At 63.5% G+C, this 16,952-nt stretch carries 13 protein-coding genes; 8 read left to right on the top strand and 5 right to left on the bottom strand.

What is annotated here, in order from left to right; all coding sequences use genetic code 11:
* Positions 1-334, top strand: a 334-nt coding sequence (locus tag BRAS3843_RS12700) for an outer-membrane lipoprotein carrier protein LolA (RefSeq protein ID WP_035981573.1), incomplete at its 5' end; no start/stop codon positions are given.
* Positions 335-483: 149 nt separating this feature from the next.
* Positions 484-1,299 (top strand): exodeoxyribonuclease III, encoded by an 816-nt coding sequence (locus BRAS3843_RS12695; RefSeq protein WP_008969295.1) that lies wholly within the window; start codon positions 484-486, stop codon positions 1,297-1,299.
* Here BRAS3843_RS12695 and BRAS3843_RS12690 read toward each other — a convergent pair.
* The gene (locus tag BRAS3843_RS12690) at positions 1,296-1,904 is read right to left on the bottom strand and encodes a cytochrome b/b6 domain-containing protein (protein WP_008969294.1); all 609 of its coding nucleotides are present in this window, start codon (positions 1,902-1,904) and stop codon (positions 1,296-1,298) included. The two genes, BRAS3843_RS12695 and BRAS3843_RS12690, sit on opposite strands and share 4 nt — an antisense overlap.
* Positions 1,905-2,047: 143 nt before the next feature.
* On the opposite strand from BRAS3843_RS12690, the gene BRAS3843_RS12685 reads away from it, so the two are divergent.
* From BRAS3843_RS12685 to BRAS3843_RS12660, 6 genes are all read left to right on the top strand, one after another.
* Entirely contained in the window at positions 2,048-3,112 is a 1,065-nt protein-coding gene (locus BRAS3843_RS12685; RefSeq protein WP_008969293.1) for an AI-2E family transporter, read from the top strand.
* 136 nt (positions 3,113-3,248) lie between these two features.
* The gene (locus tag BRAS3843_RS12680) at positions 3,249-3,908 is read left to right on the top strand and encodes an ABC transporter ATP-binding protein (RefSeq protein WP_175361113.1); all 660 of its coding nucleotides are present in this window, start codon (positions 3,249-3,251) and stop codon (positions 3,906-3,908) included.
* Entirely contained in the window at positions 3,905-6,268 is a 2,364-nt protein-coding gene (locus BRAS3843_RS12675) for an ABC transporter permease (protein ID WP_008969291.1), read from the top strand. The genes BRAS3843_RS12680 and BRAS3843_RS12675 overlap by 4 nt, the downstream gene beginning before the upstream one ends.
* Entirely contained in the window at positions 6,265-7,485 is a 1,221-nt protein-coding gene (locus BRAS3843_RS12670) for an HlyD family efflux transporter periplasmic adaptor subunit (RefSeq protein WP_008969290.1), read from the top strand. Before BRAS3843_RS12675 ends, BRAS3843_RS12670 begins: the two co-directional genes overlap by 4 nt.
* A gap of 33 nt (positions 7,486-7,518) precedes the next feature.
* Positions 7,519-10,098: a cation-translocating P-type ATPase gene (locus tag BRAS3843_RS12665; RefSeq protein ID WP_008969289.1), complete on the top strand. Its 2,580-nt coding sequence runs from the start codon at positions 7,519-7,521 to the stop codon at positions 10,096-10,098.
* A 253-nt stretch (positions 10,099-10,351) separates the two neighbouring features.
* On the top strand, positions 10,352-10,894 hold the full coding sequence (locus BRAS3843_RS12660; RefSeq protein WP_244425266.1) for a tetratricopeptide repeat protein: 543 nt from the start codon (positions 10,352-10,354) through the stop codon (positions 10,892-10,894).
* Positions 10,895-10,939: 45 nt separating this feature from the next.
* Here the strand turns inward: BRAS3843_RS12660 and BRAS3843_RS12655 are convergent, their stop codons facing one another.
* From BRAS3843_RS12655 to BRAS3843_RS12635, 4 genes are all read right to left on the bottom strand, one after another.
* Positions 10,940-11,263, bottom strand: coding sequence for a DUF3240 family protein (locus BRAS3843_RS12655; protein ID WP_008969287.1), 324 nt, complete (start codon positions 11,261-11,263; stop codon positions 10,940-10,942).
* Positions 11,260-14,337, bottom strand: a complete 3,078-nt coding sequence (locus tag BRAS3843_RS12650) for a CusA/CzcA family heavy metal efflux RND transporter (RefSeq protein ID WP_008969286.1) — start codon at positions 14,335-14,337, stop codon at positions 11,260-11,262. Before BRAS3843_RS12650 ends, BRAS3843_RS12655 begins: the two co-directional genes overlap by 4 nt.
* Positions 14,338-14,339: 2 nt before the next feature.
* The gene (locus BRAS3843_RS12645) at positions 14,340-15,464 is read right to left on the bottom strand and encodes an efflux RND transporter periplasmic adaptor subunit (RefSeq protein WP_008969285.1); all 1,125 of its coding nucleotides are present in this window, start codon (positions 15,462-15,464) and stop codon (positions 14,340-14,342) included.
* A gap of 997 nt (positions 15,465-16,461) precedes the next feature.
* Positions 16,462-16,905, bottom strand: a complete 444-nt coding sequence (locus BRAS3843_RS12635; protein WP_008969283.1) for a cyclic nucleotide-binding domain-containing protein — start codon at positions 16,903-16,905, stop codon at positions 16,462-16,464.
* Positions 16,906-16,952 lie beyond the last annotated feature (47 nt).

The raw sequence follows: 16,952 nt of genomic DNA, 5'->3' as shown, positions 1-16,952 counted from the left end.
CGCAACCCAGGACGTCTATCCGCTGTCGCAGACGCCGCTGCGCTATCTGCTCTCTGATCGCATCGACCTGTTGAAGGACACCAACGTGATCGCGGTCTCGGCCGACGACATGTACATCAGCATCACGATCGAGGAGAAGCAGGCGCTGATCGGGACCAGCCGGCTGCTGCTGATGATCGGCGCCAAGGACGGCCAGTTGAAGCAGTGGACCGTCACTGACCCGCAGGGCTACGACACCACCGTTGCGGTCTACAATCTCGACGCGACCAAGAAGCTCGATCCGGGCATGTTCAAGATCGACTTCACCACCTATCCGTCCACGCCGCCGGGCTGATCCGCGGGCGCCAAGCTGTCCGCTCGCTAAGCCGACCTGTGAAGAATTGGGGATAAGCGGCGCGCCGCCACGGCGCGGCCGCGTCTCTGCGCCTGCGCGTCGCTTGAGGAGGGAGACTCCGCCATATTCCATGCTATGACGCACCTCCCATGCGTCTCGTCCTCACCACCTGGAATATCAATTCGGTGCGCCTGCGCATCGACCTGGTCGCCAAATTCATCAAGTCCGTCAGGCCCGATGTGCTCTGCCTGCAGGAGACCAAGTGCATCGACGACGCCTTTCCGCTGAAGCGCTTCCGACGGCTCGGCTACGAGCACATCGCGCTGAACGGGCAGAAGGGCTATCACGGCGTCGCGGTGATCTCGAAATGGCCGTTCGAGAGCACCGATATCAGGACCTTCTGCGACAAGATCGACTCGCGCCACATCTCCGTTTCCTTCGGAGAAAAGGCACAGCTTGCGAAGCCCGTGGTGCTGCACAATTTCTATGTGCCCGCCGGCGGCGACATTCCGGATCCCGCGCTCAATCCGAAATTCGAGCACAAGCTGCAATTCCTCGACGAGATGAAGGCTTGCGAGCCGTTGCATCCGCGCGGCGACGACCGCCACATCCTGGTCGGTGACCTTAACGTGGCGCCGTATGAGAACGACGTCTGGTCGCACAAGCAGCTGTTGAAGGTGGTGTCGCACACGCCGATCGAATGCGAGAAGCTGCTGGCCGCGCAGGCGCAAGGCGAATGGTTCGACGTGGCGCGCGAGCGCATCCCACAATCGGAAAAGGTCTATACGTGGTGGAGCTATCGCGCCGCGGATTGGACCGTGGGCGACCGCGGCCGCCGGCTCGACCACATCTGGGTGTCGCGCGCGCTGAAAGATCAGGTCAGCGACTTCCGCATCCTGCGTGACGCGCGCAGCTGGGAACGGCCGTCGGACCATGTCCCGGTGACGATGACACTGGAGGTCTAGCGCGGCTCCCCTTGTACGTTGCGCAGGTGCGGCAGCATGCGCCGCAGGGTATCGTCGCCGAACACAACATGATGGACGACGGCCGCGGCCATATGGAAGGCTGCCAAGGCCAAAAGAACATTGGCCAAGATTTCGTGCGCCTCCTTGACCGTATGAGCGAACGCCTTGTCGGCGAGCCAGGGCGATGGAATTTCGACGAGCCCAAAAATCGGAAGGGCATGCCCCTTTGCAAATTGCAGCGCGATTCCGCAGATCGGGACCGCAATCAGCAACGCATAGAGCGCATAATGCATGACGCGCGAGACCGGGTCGGTCCATTCGATGAGCCACCTTCCGAATTCCGTTGGAGTGACCTTCGGAGGCGGATTTGCCATGCGCCACGGTATCCGCACTGCGGCGATCAGGAGAATAACCAACCCGATCCACATGTGAGCGAGCAGTCCCGTGTCCCGCACGCTCCCCCGAGGAAGCTCGTCGCCAAACGTCCCCAAAGCCCAGACCACGGCGACAAAGGCGACGGTGGTCCAATGCAACAGCTTTGCGACCGGGCCGTACTCATGGCCTGGTTCGTGGCTTAGTTCTTGGCTTGCTCCTTGAGAATCCATGTTCTGGTCCTCCTGCCCGGAAAATAGATCGCGCTGCAGGCGGGGGTTTGATCCGCATCAAGCGACAATTCTCATTTGTTGGTTTCTCACGTGGGACGAGTGCGATGCTGCGGACAGCATGGAACAAGTGAGGAAGTGCCCTGTTGCGCAACGAAATGGAGCAGACCGCTTCGGATAGCTTTGCCCGCCGGCTCCTTCTGGTGTGCCTTGCCGGCGCAACGCTGATTGCCATCTGGAAACTGTCGGAGGTCGTGGTCCTGGCTTTCGGCGCCGCGCTCCTGGCGCTCCTGCTGCGAGGCTTGGCGCATGAACTCGGCCGCAGGACCGGCTTGCCGGACCATTGGGCGGTGCTGCCGGTCGTCACGGCGCTCGCCGGATCTGTCGGGGCGATCGGCTGGCTGTTCGGAGCGCAGATCTCGGCGCAATTCAGTGTGCTGGCCAAGGATCTGCCGCAGAGCCTCTCGGAGATCGCCCGCGAGTTCGGTTCGAGCTCTCTGGGCACTTGGCTGCTCGGCCGGGTGCAGGATGTGAATCTCGGCGCCGCCACCGGGCAGGCCGCCGGTTATATCGCAGCTCTCTTCGGCTCGGTGTTCCGGGCGGGCGCCTATGCCGCCGTTTTGCTGTTCGCTGCGATTTACCTGGCGATCCAGCCGATGCGTTATGTCGAGGCCCTGCTGCGGCTGGTGCCGGCGAAGAGCCGCGAGCGGAGCCGCGATGTCCTCGATCTCCTGGGAATGACTCTACGGCGATGGCTGATCGGCCAGTCGGTCACGATGGCGGTGGTTGGCACATTGACCACCATCGGCCTCTTCGCGCTCGGCGTTGCCGCGCCGATCGCACTCGGGATGATCTCCGGTCTATTTGCCTTCATTCCCTATGTCGGGCCGATCCTGGCGTCGGTGTCCGCCATCCTCATGGCCGCGATGCAGGGGCCGATGCTGGCCGTCTACGTCATCGCGCTCTATGCCGGAATTCATTTCATCGAAGGCAATCTCATTACGCCGTTGGTGCAGGCAGAAGCCGTCGAGCTGCCTCCGGTGCTCACCCTGTTCGCGACCCTCGTCTTCGGATTGCTGTTAGGTCCGTTCGGCGTGCTGCTGGCAGCGCCGCTCGCGGTAGTGCTGCTGGTTCTGGTCAATACGGTCTATATCGAGGGGCTGCTCGGTGAACGCCGCGTGTGGCCGTCAACCCCAAAGCCACCGCGCTGACGTGAGGCTCATGGGAACCACGTACATGGGAACCACGGACAAGCCAGGCCAATGCGCGATCGGATCGGCCGTAGCTGGCAAGTCGCTGGCCGCCACGCCAGTCTTCCGTGCTCGGCGCCTCTCAAAGACCTATCACATGGGGGACGTCCATGTGCACGCCTTGCGGGATGTCGACCTCGATATCTTCGAACGCGAATTCGTCGTGCTGCTTGGACCATCGGGCTCGGGAAAGTCGACGCTGCTGAACATCCTCGGCGGCCTGGACAGCCCGACCTCGGGCGATGCGCACTGGCGCGATCACGATCTGGTCGGGGCAGATGATGCCGAACTGACGCGGTATCGGCGCGAACATGTCGGCTTCGTCTTTCAATTCTATAATCTGATTCCCAGCCTCACCGTGCTGGAGAACGTCGCGCTGGTGAAAGAGATCGCCGAAAGGCCGCTCGATCCGCTCGAGGTGATCAAGCTGGTCGGTCTCGAGCACCGCATCGACCACTTTCCGTCCCAGCTGTCCGGCGGCGAGCAGCAGCGCGTTGCCGTCGCCCGCGCCATCGTGAAATCGCCGGACGTGCTGCTCTGCGACGAGCCTACGGGCGCGCTGGACTACGAGACGGGCAAAGTAGTTCTGGCAGCAATCGCACGCGCAAATGAGAGGTTCGGCACCACGATCATCATCATCACCCATAACGCCGCCATTGCCGGCATGGCCGACCGCGTGCTCCGGCTCGGCGGCGGGCGGATCGTGGGTGAGGAGCGCAATGCGCGCCGACTCTCTGCCGACGAGGTGCACTGGTGAGCCTGCTGGACCGCAAACTGTGGCGCGACATCAGCGCCATGCGCGGTCAGGTGCTGACGATCGCGCTGCTCGTCGCAGCCGGCGTGGCGGTCTTTGTCGGTTCGGTCTCGACTTACGTGTCCTTGCGTTCTGCTTGCGAGCAGTTCTACGCGTCCGCTCGATTTCCGGAGATCTTCGTGACGCTCAAGCGCGCACCATTGTCGATCGTGCCGCGGCTCAGCGCCATTCCGGGCGTTGTTGCCGTCGAGCCGCGTATCATGCGCGAAGTCATCATCGACTGGCCGGCTGCATCACAGCCCGTGTCGGCGCGGATGGTGTCTCTGAACCAAGCCGGCGACGAACAGCTGGCGCGGCTATATTTTCGCAGCGGCACGGCGCCTGAACCAGGCTCGCCAAGGGACGCGGTCATCAACGAGGCCTTTGCCGAGGCGAACGGCGTGAAGCCGGGTGACGAGGTCCGGGCGCTGCTCAACGGCAAGATCCAGAGCTTTCGTGTCTCGGGAATTGCGCTGTCACCGGAATATATCTACGCGGTCAAACCGGGGCTGCCGATTCCGGACGATCGTCTCTACGCGATCCTTTGGGTCGATCGCCGCGCGGCCGAGGCGGCTTTTGACATGAAGGCGGCCTTCAATGATGCGGTCATTTCCCTGGCACCCGACGTCAATCCCCAGCCGGTGATCGAAGAGTTGGACCGGCTGCTTGATCCCTACGGCTCGGTCGGGGCCATCGGGCGCCGGGATCAGCCCTCCAATCGCTTCCTTCAGGACGAACTGAACCAGCAGAGGGTGATGTCCATCACCATCCCGTTTATTTTCTTTTGTGTCGCTGCGTTCCTTCTGAACAGCGCGCTCGGCAGATTGGTCGGTGCTCAGCGCGAGCAAATCGCGGCATTGAAAGCTCTGGGCTTTCCGACCATCACGCTGGCGCTGCATTATCTGAAGCTCGTCCTGGTCATTGTGCTGATCGGATCGGTGCTCGGCACCGCGGCCGGCCTGGGCTTCGGGGAAGCGATGATGGCGAGCTACCACGGCTTTTTCCGGCTGCCAGATCTCCCATTCAGACTGACGCTCTGGTCAATTGTTGCAGGCGTCGCGATCAGTCTCGCCGCAGGGTCGCTGGGCGTTCTGACGGCTTTACGCGATGTCGTCAGCCTGGCTCCGGCGGTTGCGATGCGGCCGGCCATGCCACTTGGATTTCGCCGCTCTCCCATCGAGGCGCTTCTGCTGGGTAAAGCGATGAGTGCCCGTTGGATGATGATGCTGCGGAATATGGCCGGACGGCCGTTCCGATCGCTGCTGACCGTGATCGGGGTTGCTTTTGCCGTCCCCATGATGGTGCTTGGCATCTTCTGGCGCGACGCCATCGACCAAATGATCGATCTTCAGTTCAACCTGATCGAACGCGGCAATGTTGGCATCACGTTTCCGCATCCCATGGACCGGATCATCCTCCGCGATCTGGCGCGCCTGCCCGGCGTTCTGGCCGTCGAAGGACAACGCATTGTCCCGGTGCGGCTGCGGGCCGGGCAGCACAGCTATCTGACCTCGGTGATCGGTCTCTCGGCCGCCGACCAGCTGCGCCGGCCGCATGACGCGACGCTGCGACCGATTGCCGCTGCCCCTGATGGGATTACCCTGAGCCGGCGGCTGGCCGAACGACTCGCGGTGAAGCCGGGTGACGTGATCAGCGTCGAGACCATGGAAGGCCGCCGCCTGAAGCGCGACCTACCGGTCAGCGCGACGGTCGATGAATCGATCGGGATGGCATCCTACATGGATATCGGCACGCTTAACCACTTGACCGTTGAAGGGGCCACAGTGTCCGCCGCGAGCCTGTATGTCGAGCCGACCGCGCTGCCGGCCTTGGGGCGAAGATTGAAGCAACTCCCCACGATCGAATCCGTATCGATGAAGGGGTCCGTACTGTCGTCATTCCTGGAGAAGATCGCGGGACTGGTCTTCGTCAGCGCCGGCATTCTCACCGTCTTCGCCGGGATCATCACGGTGGGCGTGGTTTACAATAGCGCCCGGATCAGCCTGCAGGAACGCGCCTGGGAGCTTGCGAGCCTGCGCGTGCTCGGCTTCAGTCGCGGCGAGGTCGCAAGCATGCTGTTCGTCGAATTCGCCGCCGAGATCGCGCTCGCGATTCCGATCGGGCTCGCACTGTCACATGAGATCATCGCGTTGATTGCCCGCTTCCATTCCAACGAAAGCTTCCAGATCCCCCCGGTCATCGAACCTCGGACGTATCTGATCGCGGCCGGCGTCGTCCTCGTTGCTGCCGCGGCAAGTGCAGCTATCGTCCGCAGGCGCGTCGACCAGCTCGACCTGGTCGCGGCCCTCAAGACAAGGGAATGAGCATGCACGTGGCCGTCCGCCGCATCGCGATCGCCGGGACCTTCATCGCGGTGGCGGCGCTGGTCGCCTGGGCGGTGATGCCGGGCGCGATACCGGTCGAGACGGCGGTCGTCGCCAAGGGCCGGTTCATCGCCACCGTCGATGAAGACGGCAAGACCCGGGTCCGCGAGCGCTATGTGGTGGCAGCGCCGCTCGCCGGCCGGCTCGGACGTCTCCACTTCAAGGCTGGAGACCAGATCAAGTCTGATGATGCCGTTGCGACCATCACGCCTTCGCCCGCACCGCTGATGGATCCCCGCACCCGTCACGAAGTCGAGGAGCGGCTTGGCGCGGCGGAGGCCAATGAGGAGCGTGCCAAGGCGGTCGTCGAGCGGGCGCGCGCCCAGAGCGACCAGGCGAACGCGGACCTGGCCCGGACGCGGACGCTGGCAGGGCGCGGTGCTGCGACGACTCAGGCACTGGAGCATGCCGAGCTCACTGTGCGGACAGCGGACCGGGACCTGCGCGCCGCGGAGCTTCTCGACCATGCTGCCGAACACGAGCTGAGCCAGATGCGCGCCTTGTTGGCCCGCTACGCTGGCAACACCAATCTGAATGAGGCTCCGGAGAGTTGGAGCGTCACGGCGCCGATTGCCGGAGTCGTGCTGAAGGTGGCACAGGAAAGCGAAACGATCGTCCAGCCGGGAACACCGCTCCTGGAGGTCGGTGATCCGCACGATCTCGAAATCGTGGTGGATGTCCTGAGCACGGACGCCGTCGAGATCCGACCCGGGGCGGATGTGACGATTATTCATTGGGGCCGGCCGGAGCCGCTGTCCGGACGTGTCCGCCGGGTCGAGCCGGCAGCCTTCACCAAGATCTCGACTCTCGGCGTGGAAGAACAACGGGTCAACGTCCTGGTCGACATCATCTCACCTGCGGAGCAGTGGGCACGACTCGGCGACGCCTACCAGGTCGACACCCAGATCGTTGTGTTCGCGAAGGATGACGCGACCATCGTTCCGGCCGGAGCCCTGTTTCGCCGCGGCGATCAATGGAGCGTCTACGCCGTCAAAGGCGACCGTGCCGAGCTCCACAGCGTCGAGGTGCTTCGCCGCTCGGGTCGATTTGCAGCGATCGGCTCCGGGTTGACTCAAGGCGAAACCGTCATTGTCTATCCCAGCGACCGGGTCACCTCAGGCGTGCGCGTGGCACCGCGATCGCAGACCGCACCGTAGTTGTGCCCGGCCGATCTCCGAAATGGTAGCAAGATGAAGAATGATGACCGTTCGCCGATCCACCTGACCGGTCTCAGCGAAAGTAAAGCGCAGGCGCGGCTGGCCGCCGAAGGCGCCAACGAGCTGCCCGAGCCCGAGAGACGCACGCCGCTTCGCATCGTCCTCGAAGTCCTGCGCGAGCCGATGTTTGCGCTGCTGATCGGCGGTGGCGCCATCTATCTCCTGCTCGGCGACGTCAAGGAGGCGCTGATCCTGCTTGCCTTCGCCATGCTCTCGATCCTGATCACGGTGGTTCAGGAGAGCAGGACCGAGCGGGTGCTCGATGCGCTGCGCAACCTGGCAAGTCCGCGCGCATTGGTGATCCGCGATGGCGTGCGCAAGCGGATCGCGGGACGCGACGTGGTCCGTGGCGATCTCATCCTTCTGACCGAGGGCGACCGGGTTCCGGCGGACGCATTGCTGCTCGAGGCGCGGGATCTGCAAACCGACGAATCCTTGCTGACCGGTGAGTCCGTTCCGGTCGGCAAGCGCGTGTCGCCACACGCAGCGCGAATGATGCCCGCTCCGGGCGGCGAGGATTCGCCCTACGTCTATTCGGGCTCGCTGGTGGTGCGCGGCAGCGGCACCGCCGAGATCCTGGCCACCGGCGCCAGCAGCCAGATGGGCAGGATCGGACAGCTCCTTCACGGGCTCGCGCCCGAGCCACCGCGTTTGCAGACCGAGACCCGCAATCTCGTCCGGTTGGCTGCGATCGGTGGTGGCGCGATCAGCCTGGTGGTCATGGTCCTTTACGGCCTGTTCCGCGGCGGCTGGTTGGAAGCATTATTGGCTGGAATCACCATCGGCATGTCGATGTTGCCGGAAGAGTTTCCGGTGGTGCTCACGGTGTTCATGGCGATGGGCGCCTGGCGCATTTCCCGCGCACGGGTGCTGACCCGCCGCTCGACGGCGATCGAAGCGCTTGGATCGGCGACCGTGCTGTGCACGGACAAGACCGGGACACTGACTGAAAATCGAATGTCCGTGGTCGAACTGCGAACGGACCAAGGCGCATGGCGGTCCGGCGATCCTGGCCCGGCCAAGCACTGCTTTCAGCAGCTCGTGGCCTATGGCGTGCTGGCGAGCGCACCGGAGGCCTTCGATCCGATGGAAAGGGCACTCCACTCGCTTTCAAACGACCTCTCCGGGCCAGAAGGTCATTCGCCGCCCTCCGACGCAAGACTGGTGAAGACTTATGGCCTGCGACCGGAGCTTCTGGCGGTCACGCAGATTTGGGCGAAGAACGGCGAGCCGCTGATCGTGGCCGCGAAGGGTGCTCCCGAGGCTATTGGCCGGCTGTGCCGGCTCTCGAAGAACGAAAGCGCCGACCTGGAAGCTGCAGTCGAGAGCATGGCCGCAGGCGGCATGCGTGTCCTGGCGGTCGCGCAAGCCGAGCATGCCGGAGCAGAGCTGCCCGACACACCCGCCGACTTCGCGTTCAAGCTGCTCGGGCTGGTCGGCTTTGCCGACCCGCTGCGTGCAAGCGTTCCAGCCGCCGTGCAGCAGTGTCAGGCCGCCGGCATCAGGATCGTGATGATCACGGGCGACTATCCGGCAACGGCTGTTGCGATCGCGCGCCAGGCCGGCATTGCCGCGAACGAGGCGGTGACGGGTGAAATGATCGACAGGCAGGACGCGGCTGCGCTGCTCCCGCGCGTGCGGAGCGCGACCATATTTGCCCGGATCGTGCCCGAACAAAAGCTGCGCATCGTGGAGGCGCTGAAAGCAGATGGGCAAATCGTCGCCATGACCGGCGATGGCGTCAACGATGCGCCGTCGCTGAAGGCGGCCCATATCGGCATCGCCATGGGCGGACGCGGCACCGATGTCGCCCGCGAGGCCTCCTCCATTGTGCTGCTGGACGACGATTTCGGATCGATCGTCACGGCAATCCGACTAGGGCGCCGCATTTACGACAATCTGCGCAAGGCGATGAGCTTCATCGTCGCGGTGCATGTGCCCATCGCAGGCCTCGCTCTGCTGCCGCTGCTGCTCGGATTGCCGATCATTTTCAGTCCCATCCACATCGCCTTTCTCGAGTTGGTCATCGACCCCGTCTGCTCTCTGGTCTTCGAAGCTGAAACAGAGGAGGAGGATGTGATGCGCCGGCCGCCGCGCTCGCCGACCGCACGGCTGTTGCCGCTTCCGTTGATGGCATGGGGAGCACTGCAGGGCGCCCTCGTGTTTGGCATGGCTGGAGCCATGTTCATCTTTGCATCGAGGAACGGCATGCCCGACGACGAGGTACGGGCGCTCACATTTGTTGCTTTGATTGCCGGCATTTTCAGCCTGATCCTGGTGAACCGCTCGTTCAGCTCGTCTCTCAGGCTCGCCTTGCTTCGCCCCAACCTGGCGCTGCTCTCGATCCTCCTTGGCGTTTGCGTCATCCTCGGCCTTTGTCTCAGCGTTCCCGCCTTGCGGGAGCTGTTCCGGTTCGGTGCGCTGCATGTCGACGATCTGGGGATCGCGATTGCCTCGGCCCTGCTGATTCTTTTCGCGTTGGAGCTGCTCAAGCCCTACTGGCGAACGAAGCTGACGGGCCGCCGCTTTCAGCTTGGGGATGAGGCGCGCTGACGGAAAGCCGTTGACCCATATCAGCCAGCTGTCAGCTCCGATCTGCCATGATGCGCACCGATTCAAAACGAGCTGTGTTTTCCGGAGTATTCCTTTGTCCACGTCTGCTGCGGTCGTGCCCGCCGCAATGGGGAGGGCGCCGGCTCTGCGATCATCGGAGCGAACGGGTCGCAGAAGACCGCTCCGGTCTGCTCTGGCTAGAGCGGTCGTGACGGCTGCAATTGTCGTTTCTTGCACGCCGACCGCATTGGCCGTGAACGAAGACGACTGGGATTCCTGCGCGCGGGCCGCAGAGCTGTCTTCGGACCGTCCGATCCAGGGCTGCACCGCTGTCATCAAGGCGGGCGAGCGAATGCTCGCCCATCTCGTCGCGGCCTACAACAATCGGGGCTTGGCCTTCAGGTCGAATGGCGAGGTCGACCGCGCGATCGAGGACTATGATCAGGCCATCCGCCTGATGCCGGACTATCATGTGGCAATCAATAATCGCGGCGTGGCGCTGATGGCCAAGGGCGAGTTTGATCGTGCCATCGCAGATTTCGATCGCGCCATTCAGCTCAGACCGGACTATCTCGCGGCATTTGGTGCACGCGCCGCGGCTTATGCTCGCAAGGGCCAGTTCGATCGCGCGATCGCCGACCTCGACGTGATCATCAAGGTTGATCCCAAGAATCCGCTGTTGATCCGCGAGCGCGGAGCCATGAAGGCGAAACTTGGCGACCAGATCGGCGCCGACGCCGATTTTCGCCGCGCCGAAGCCCTTGTCTCCCGCGAGGTTCAACAGCGCCCGAGATGATTCCCACTCGGAAGCCAACCGTGACCACCGCCGGTCAGCACGAGCTTAGCTAGAACCGACGTCGATCACGCCGAATTCCAAGACGGGAATGACCCAATAGATAATTCTGGATCCGGCGAAAGCCGTCTTCAACCGGGCCAGCAATTGCGTGGCGTCTTGCGCCGGAAGAATCGTCCGCACCATCAGCTCGTCGGCGTGGCCTCTCACCCGCTCAGCCGCACTCTGCAATTGCACCTCTGGACCGTGTCCGGCCGCATCGCTTGCGGTGAAGCCGGATACGAGATCGCCTTGCTCGCTGAGATAATCGAACAGCTCGCTGCGAAGCGAGCGGGCGGCGACCAGCGTGAGGCAGACGCGTTCGGCGCTCATTTGGCTTCCTTCGCAACGCCGCCGAAGCGGCGATAGAGGATCGGCAAGAGGATCAGCGTCAACGCCGTCGAGGAGACGAGCCCGCCGATGACGACGATAGCCAGTGGCCGCTGGATCTCCGATCCCGGACCGGTCGCGAACAGCAGGGGGATGAGTCCGAGCGCCGTGATGCTCGCCGTCATCAGGACCGGCCTGAGTCGGCGCTTGGCGCCCTCAATGACAATCTGCCCTTCGGGTACGCCGCGGGCGCGCAGCTGATTGAAATAAGAGACCAGCACGACGCCGTTAAGCACCGCGATGCCGAGCAGCGCAATGAAACCGACCGAGGCCGGCACCGAGAGATACTCACGCGTCAGGACCAGCGCAAAGACGCCGCCGATCACGGCAAAGGGGATATTGACCAGCACCAGCAGCGCCTGGCGGATCGAGCCGAAAGTCGTGAACAGCAGGACAAAGATCAGGCCGATCGCAACCGGCACCACGATCGACAGGCGCGCCGCGGCGCGTTGCTGATTTTCGAATTGGCCACCCCAGCTCACCCGATACCCCTGCGGCAGCGCGATCTCCGCCGCGACCTTCTGCTGCGCGGCCTGGACGAAGCCGACCATGTCGCGTCCCCGCACATTGGCGCGGACGACGCTCATGCGGAATCCGTTCTCCCGATTGACCACGACAGGACCATCGACCCGGCGGATTCGGGCCACTTGCGATAGCGCGACATGCTGGCCGGACGCCAGCGTCAGCGGCAGACTTGCAAGCAGGGTCGGTGTCTCCCGGGTCATCTCGCTGCCGCGGACCAGGATCGGCGTGCGCCGTCCTTCTTCGAGCACCGTCCCGATCGTGCGACCTTCGATCTGGGTGCGCAGCGAATTGGCAATCGCATCGACGCTCAGGCCGAGGCGTCCCGCTTCTGTCCGGTTCACCGCCACCGTGTAGTATTGTGCACCCTCGTTGAGCGTGGTGTAGACGTCGTCGGCGCCGTCGATGCTGGACAGAACGGCCGAGAGCCTGCTCGCAATCTCATTGAGCTTGGCGATATCAGGCCCGAAGATCTTCACTGCGACGTCACCGCGGACGCCGCTGATCATCTCCTGCACACGCATGTCGATCGGCTGGGTGAAGCTGAGCGACAGTCCGGGAAAATTGGCCAGCACATGCCGCAGCTGCTCGAGCAAGGCCGATTTGTCGGCTGTCTTCCGCTGCTCTGCCGGCTTCAGGACCAGGAACGTATCGGTCTGATTGGGTCCCATCGGATCCAGGCCGAGCTCGTCGGAACCGGTCCGCGCGACGATTCCATCGACGTCAGGCACGTGAGCGAGAATCGCCGATTGGAGCCTGGTGTTGATCGCGACCATTTCGTCGAGATTGATGGATGGGAGTGCCTCGACGCTGATGATGGTGTCGCCTTCATCCATCGTCGGCATGAAGGTCTTGCCGAGGTGAGTATAGGCATAGGCGGCGGCCGCCAGAGCCACCAATGCCGCAATGACGACCTTGCGCTCGTTGCCCAGCGCCCAGCTGAGGGCAGGTGCGTAGAGCCGCGAGGCGGTCCGGACCAGCCATGGCTCGTGGTGGGACGCACTCTTGAGGAACAGCGAGGTCGCGACCGGGATGACGGTGAGCGCGAGCAGCAGCGAACCGGCCAGCGCAAAGATGATCGCGAGGGCAACGGGAATGAACAGTTTTCCTTCGAGCCCCTGGAGCGTCAGCAGCGGAACGAAGACGATGATGATGATCAGCACGCCCGAGGCCACCGGTTGCAGCACCTCGGAGACCGAACGGAAAATGACATGGACGAGCGGCGCAGCCGTCCCCTCCCGCTCCTGGCTGAGATGTCCGACAACGTTCTCGACCACGACCACCAGCGCGTCGATCAGCATTCCGATCGCGATGGCAAGCCCGCCCAGACTCATCAGGTTCGCCGACATTCCGACCGCGCGCATGATGATCAGGGCGATCACGATCGCAAGCGGCAGGCTGAAGGCGATCACCAGCGATGCGCGCCAATTGCCGAGAAACAGAAGCAGCAGAACGATCACCAGGGCGGTGGCTTCGCCGAGCGCGCGGATGACGGTGCCAACCGCGCGGTCGACCAACCGGCTCCGATCGTAGAACACATTGATGCTGACGCCTTGCGGCAGCGAAGGCTTCAGCTCCTCGAGGCGCGCCCGTACATCGCTGACAAGCTGGCGGGCATTGGCCCCGCGCAGGCCGACAACAAGTCCTTCGACCGTTTCACCACGACCATCACTCGTGACGGCGCCATAGCGGGTCAAGGATCCGACCTGGACCCGCGCAACATCCCTGACCCGGATCGGAATGCCATCCTTGGTATCGACCACGATCTGCCGGATATCCTCGATTCCGCGGATGCTACCCTCGATCCGGACCAGGGCACTGTCTTCGCCCTGGTTGACCCGGCCGGCACCATCGTTGCGGCTGTTGGCGTCGATGGCACGCCGAAACAGATCATAGGAAATACCGCGGGCGGCAAGCGCGTCGGTGAGCGGCACGATCTCGAAGGCGCGCACATGGCCACCGAGCGCGTTGACGTCAGCAACACCAGGCACGGTCCGCAGCGCCGGACGGATCACCCAATCGAGCAGGCTTCGTCGCTCGGCCAGCGACAGGTCCGCACTGTCGATGGTGAACATGAACATTTCGCCAAGCGGACTGGTGATCGGGGCAAGCCCGCCGGTCACGCCCTCCGGCAGGTCACGGCTGACATTGGCCAGTCGCTCGGACACCTGGTTCCGAGCCCAGTAGATGTCGGTGCCGTCCTCAAAGTCGACGGTGACGTCGGCAAGCGCGTATTTGGTCGTCGAGCGGAGGATCTTCTTGTTCGGCAGTCCCAACAATTCAAGCTCGATCGGAACCGTGACGCGCTGCTCGACTTCTTCCGGCGTCAGCCCCGGTGCTTTCATGATCACCTTGACCTGCACCGGCGAGACATCCGGGAAGGCGTCGATCGGCAGGCTGGGCAACATGACCAAGCCGGCACCGATCAGGACAAGGACGCCGAGCGCGACAAACAGCCGCTGCGATAGCGCAAACGCGACAAGGCGCTCGAGCATGACTAACTGGCCCCGAGCTTGAGGAGGACACCGCGAAGCGCGGAGATGCCGCTGACCGCAATATCGTCCTTGTCACTGATCGCTCCGGAGACCACGACATGCTCCTGGTCCTCTTCGAGCAGCGTCACCGGAACGAGCCGAAAGCCGGCCTCCGTCGCAACGAATACCGAGGCCTGTTCGCCGCGGCGAAACACCGCGCCATAGGGCAGCTGCCAGGCCCTTTCAGTGGACGAAGTAAATCCAATCCGCGCCTGGGCCATCTGCCCGGGCCGCAGCTCGCCGTTGTTAGACACCTCCGCCCGAACCAGCACGGTTTGGGTGGCCGGATCGGCGGTTTCTGAAACCAGCACGACTTGCCCCGGCGTCGGATAACCCTCGACGTCCACCTTCGCACCGACCCGGATGGCACGGATGTTCGCTGCCGGGATCGCGATCTCGACCCAGAGCGGAGACAGTTGTGCGAGCTTGATCAGGGACGCGGTCTGCTCGACCCGCTGGCCGGGAGAGACTGCGATATCGACCACGGTCGCGGCGCGCGGCGCGACGACGGACAGCGTCGCACTGATGCCGCTCTCGCTGGTGAGCTTCGAGATCGCCTCATCCGAAAGCCCGCTGAGCCGCAGCATCTGCCGTCGCTCCGCAACGACGATGCTGGCCTGACGGGCTTCGCTCTGGCTTGCCTCGAGAACGCGCTGCGGCGTGGCGTTGCCCTGAAACAGCTGGGTGTTCCGCGCGAGTTGCTGAGCGGCGAGAGACTCCTGCGCAACGGCCTGCAGGTAGTCGCGTTGCTGCGAGACGAAGCTCGGACTCTCCACCATCACCAGCGGTTGGCCGGGCTTGACTCGCTCACCCCGCGCCACCGAAAGGCCGGTGACCATGCCGGCGACGGGGCTGCTCACGACCCACGATTGCGGCGTCGGGATCACGATCTGGGCGGGGTAGGGCAGCGTCTTGTCGGTCGGGCTCGCGATGGGGTGAACGACGCGAACCCCGAGGCTCGTGGCCTGCTCGGGGCTGAGCTTCACCGCATCTTCCGCCGCCGCTCCAAATGGCAGAGCCAGAAGGGCCAGCGCGAGCAGGACGCAAGCGCTGTTATGCCGAGCGGGAGCTGTCGATCTCAGGTGCATGGAAAGATCCCAGGGCGATGATCGCAACGAGACATTGGGCTCTCTGCGACAAACTATTCTCGATCTGCAGGTCGGAATTTGACATTCATCAATGTCGGTATCGCTCGGTTGTCCTAAGGGACAACAGCAACGGGCTTGCGTCATTGCGGGTCCATGAGCATCCGAACAATGATCGATTGATGCTGACCGGATGCTGTTGATCCCTGTCAGCCGATTGTAAGCTCGGAGCTGCTAAGTTGAACGACGATCGCAGGCGCGATCGCGGCCAGACAGTTGTGCCGCGCATTTGCAGGTTCGCTGTGACAAGCTTGCCGTGAAACGAAGCGAGCTTCGGACCTGTAAACTAGCAACGATAAGATCAACGCGTGGTCTTGTGGCTGCCAACACTCTGCAAACGTGCCGCACGGATCGGATGCAAGTGTCGGCGCAGGACCGCGAGGGAGGCCCGCCATGCTATCGAGGACGTGGGTTTTTCCAGCAATTGCATTCGCGCTCTCCTTGGCGGGCTTACCGCAGACTGCACGCGCCCACGGAGGTGTCGGTCAGGATCCGTGGAATCCTGCGCACCTCAGCAATCTGCCCTCGGACATCCGCGGGCACGTGAAGAAGTGGGAGGCTGCGTGCGGCGCGCCGATCGCGGCTGCCCAGCAATTTGCGCTTTATCTCACCATTCCCGGCACTCAGTTCGTCGCGCTTCACTTTGACGATTTTCGGTGCCGCAACAAAATAGCCGTATGCAACGCCTCAGGGTGTTTGCACGAGGTGTACGTGGCAAATCACGGCCGATATCGAAAGGTCCTGACGGTACGGGCTCGGGACGTCCGATTGATCAGCGAGCAGAACGCAGCGTTCATCGAAATCCAAGACGGCTCGCGGGAAGGGCGAACACTGCTTCGCTGGAGCGGCTCACGATTCCTGAACTGGGCGGGTACACGGAACTAATAGCCGCCCGGCTCTGACATTCGTATCAGTTCGCCGCAACTTCGTTGACGAGCGTTCATGAACTCAGCTTGGCGCCGACCGTCAGGACGTCGTTGGCGATCTGGCTCGCCCGGTTGACGAACGCATCGCGCAGCCGGAGCGCCGCGGCCGGATCACTCTCCAGCACGCGTTGAAACAGGCTGCGCGACAGCCGCACCACGGTCGAATACTCCAGCGCCTCCGCGGTCGACGGCCGCGGCATCTCGACCAGAAGCGCAAGCTCGCCGATCAGGGTGCCGGCGCTGGCAACGATCTCCGCCCCGCTGGTGTCATGGATGCGCAGCGAGCCGCGCTCGACCACATAGCCGCAATCGGCGGTATCGCCGGCGCGGAACAACGTTTCCCCGCCCTGAACGTTGCGATGCTCGGCGCCGATCGCGAGCATGCGCAATGACTCGGCACCAAGCAAACGCAGGGTCGGGATGCGCTGCAGCAGCGCAATATCATCTTCGATCGACATTCAGGGCCCGGGAGGACGACGCTCGTGTGCTGTATAGAGCGAATCGT

Origin of the sequence: Bradyrhizobium sp. STM 3843 (assembly GCF_000239815.1) — a bacterium.
Lineage (GTDB): Bacteria > Pseudomonadota > Alphaproteobacteria > Rhizobiales > Xanthobacteraceae > Bradyrhizobium.
The sequence above is the reverse complement of the archived record's forward strand: the minus strand, read 5'-3'. Positions and strand labels throughout refer to the sequence as shown.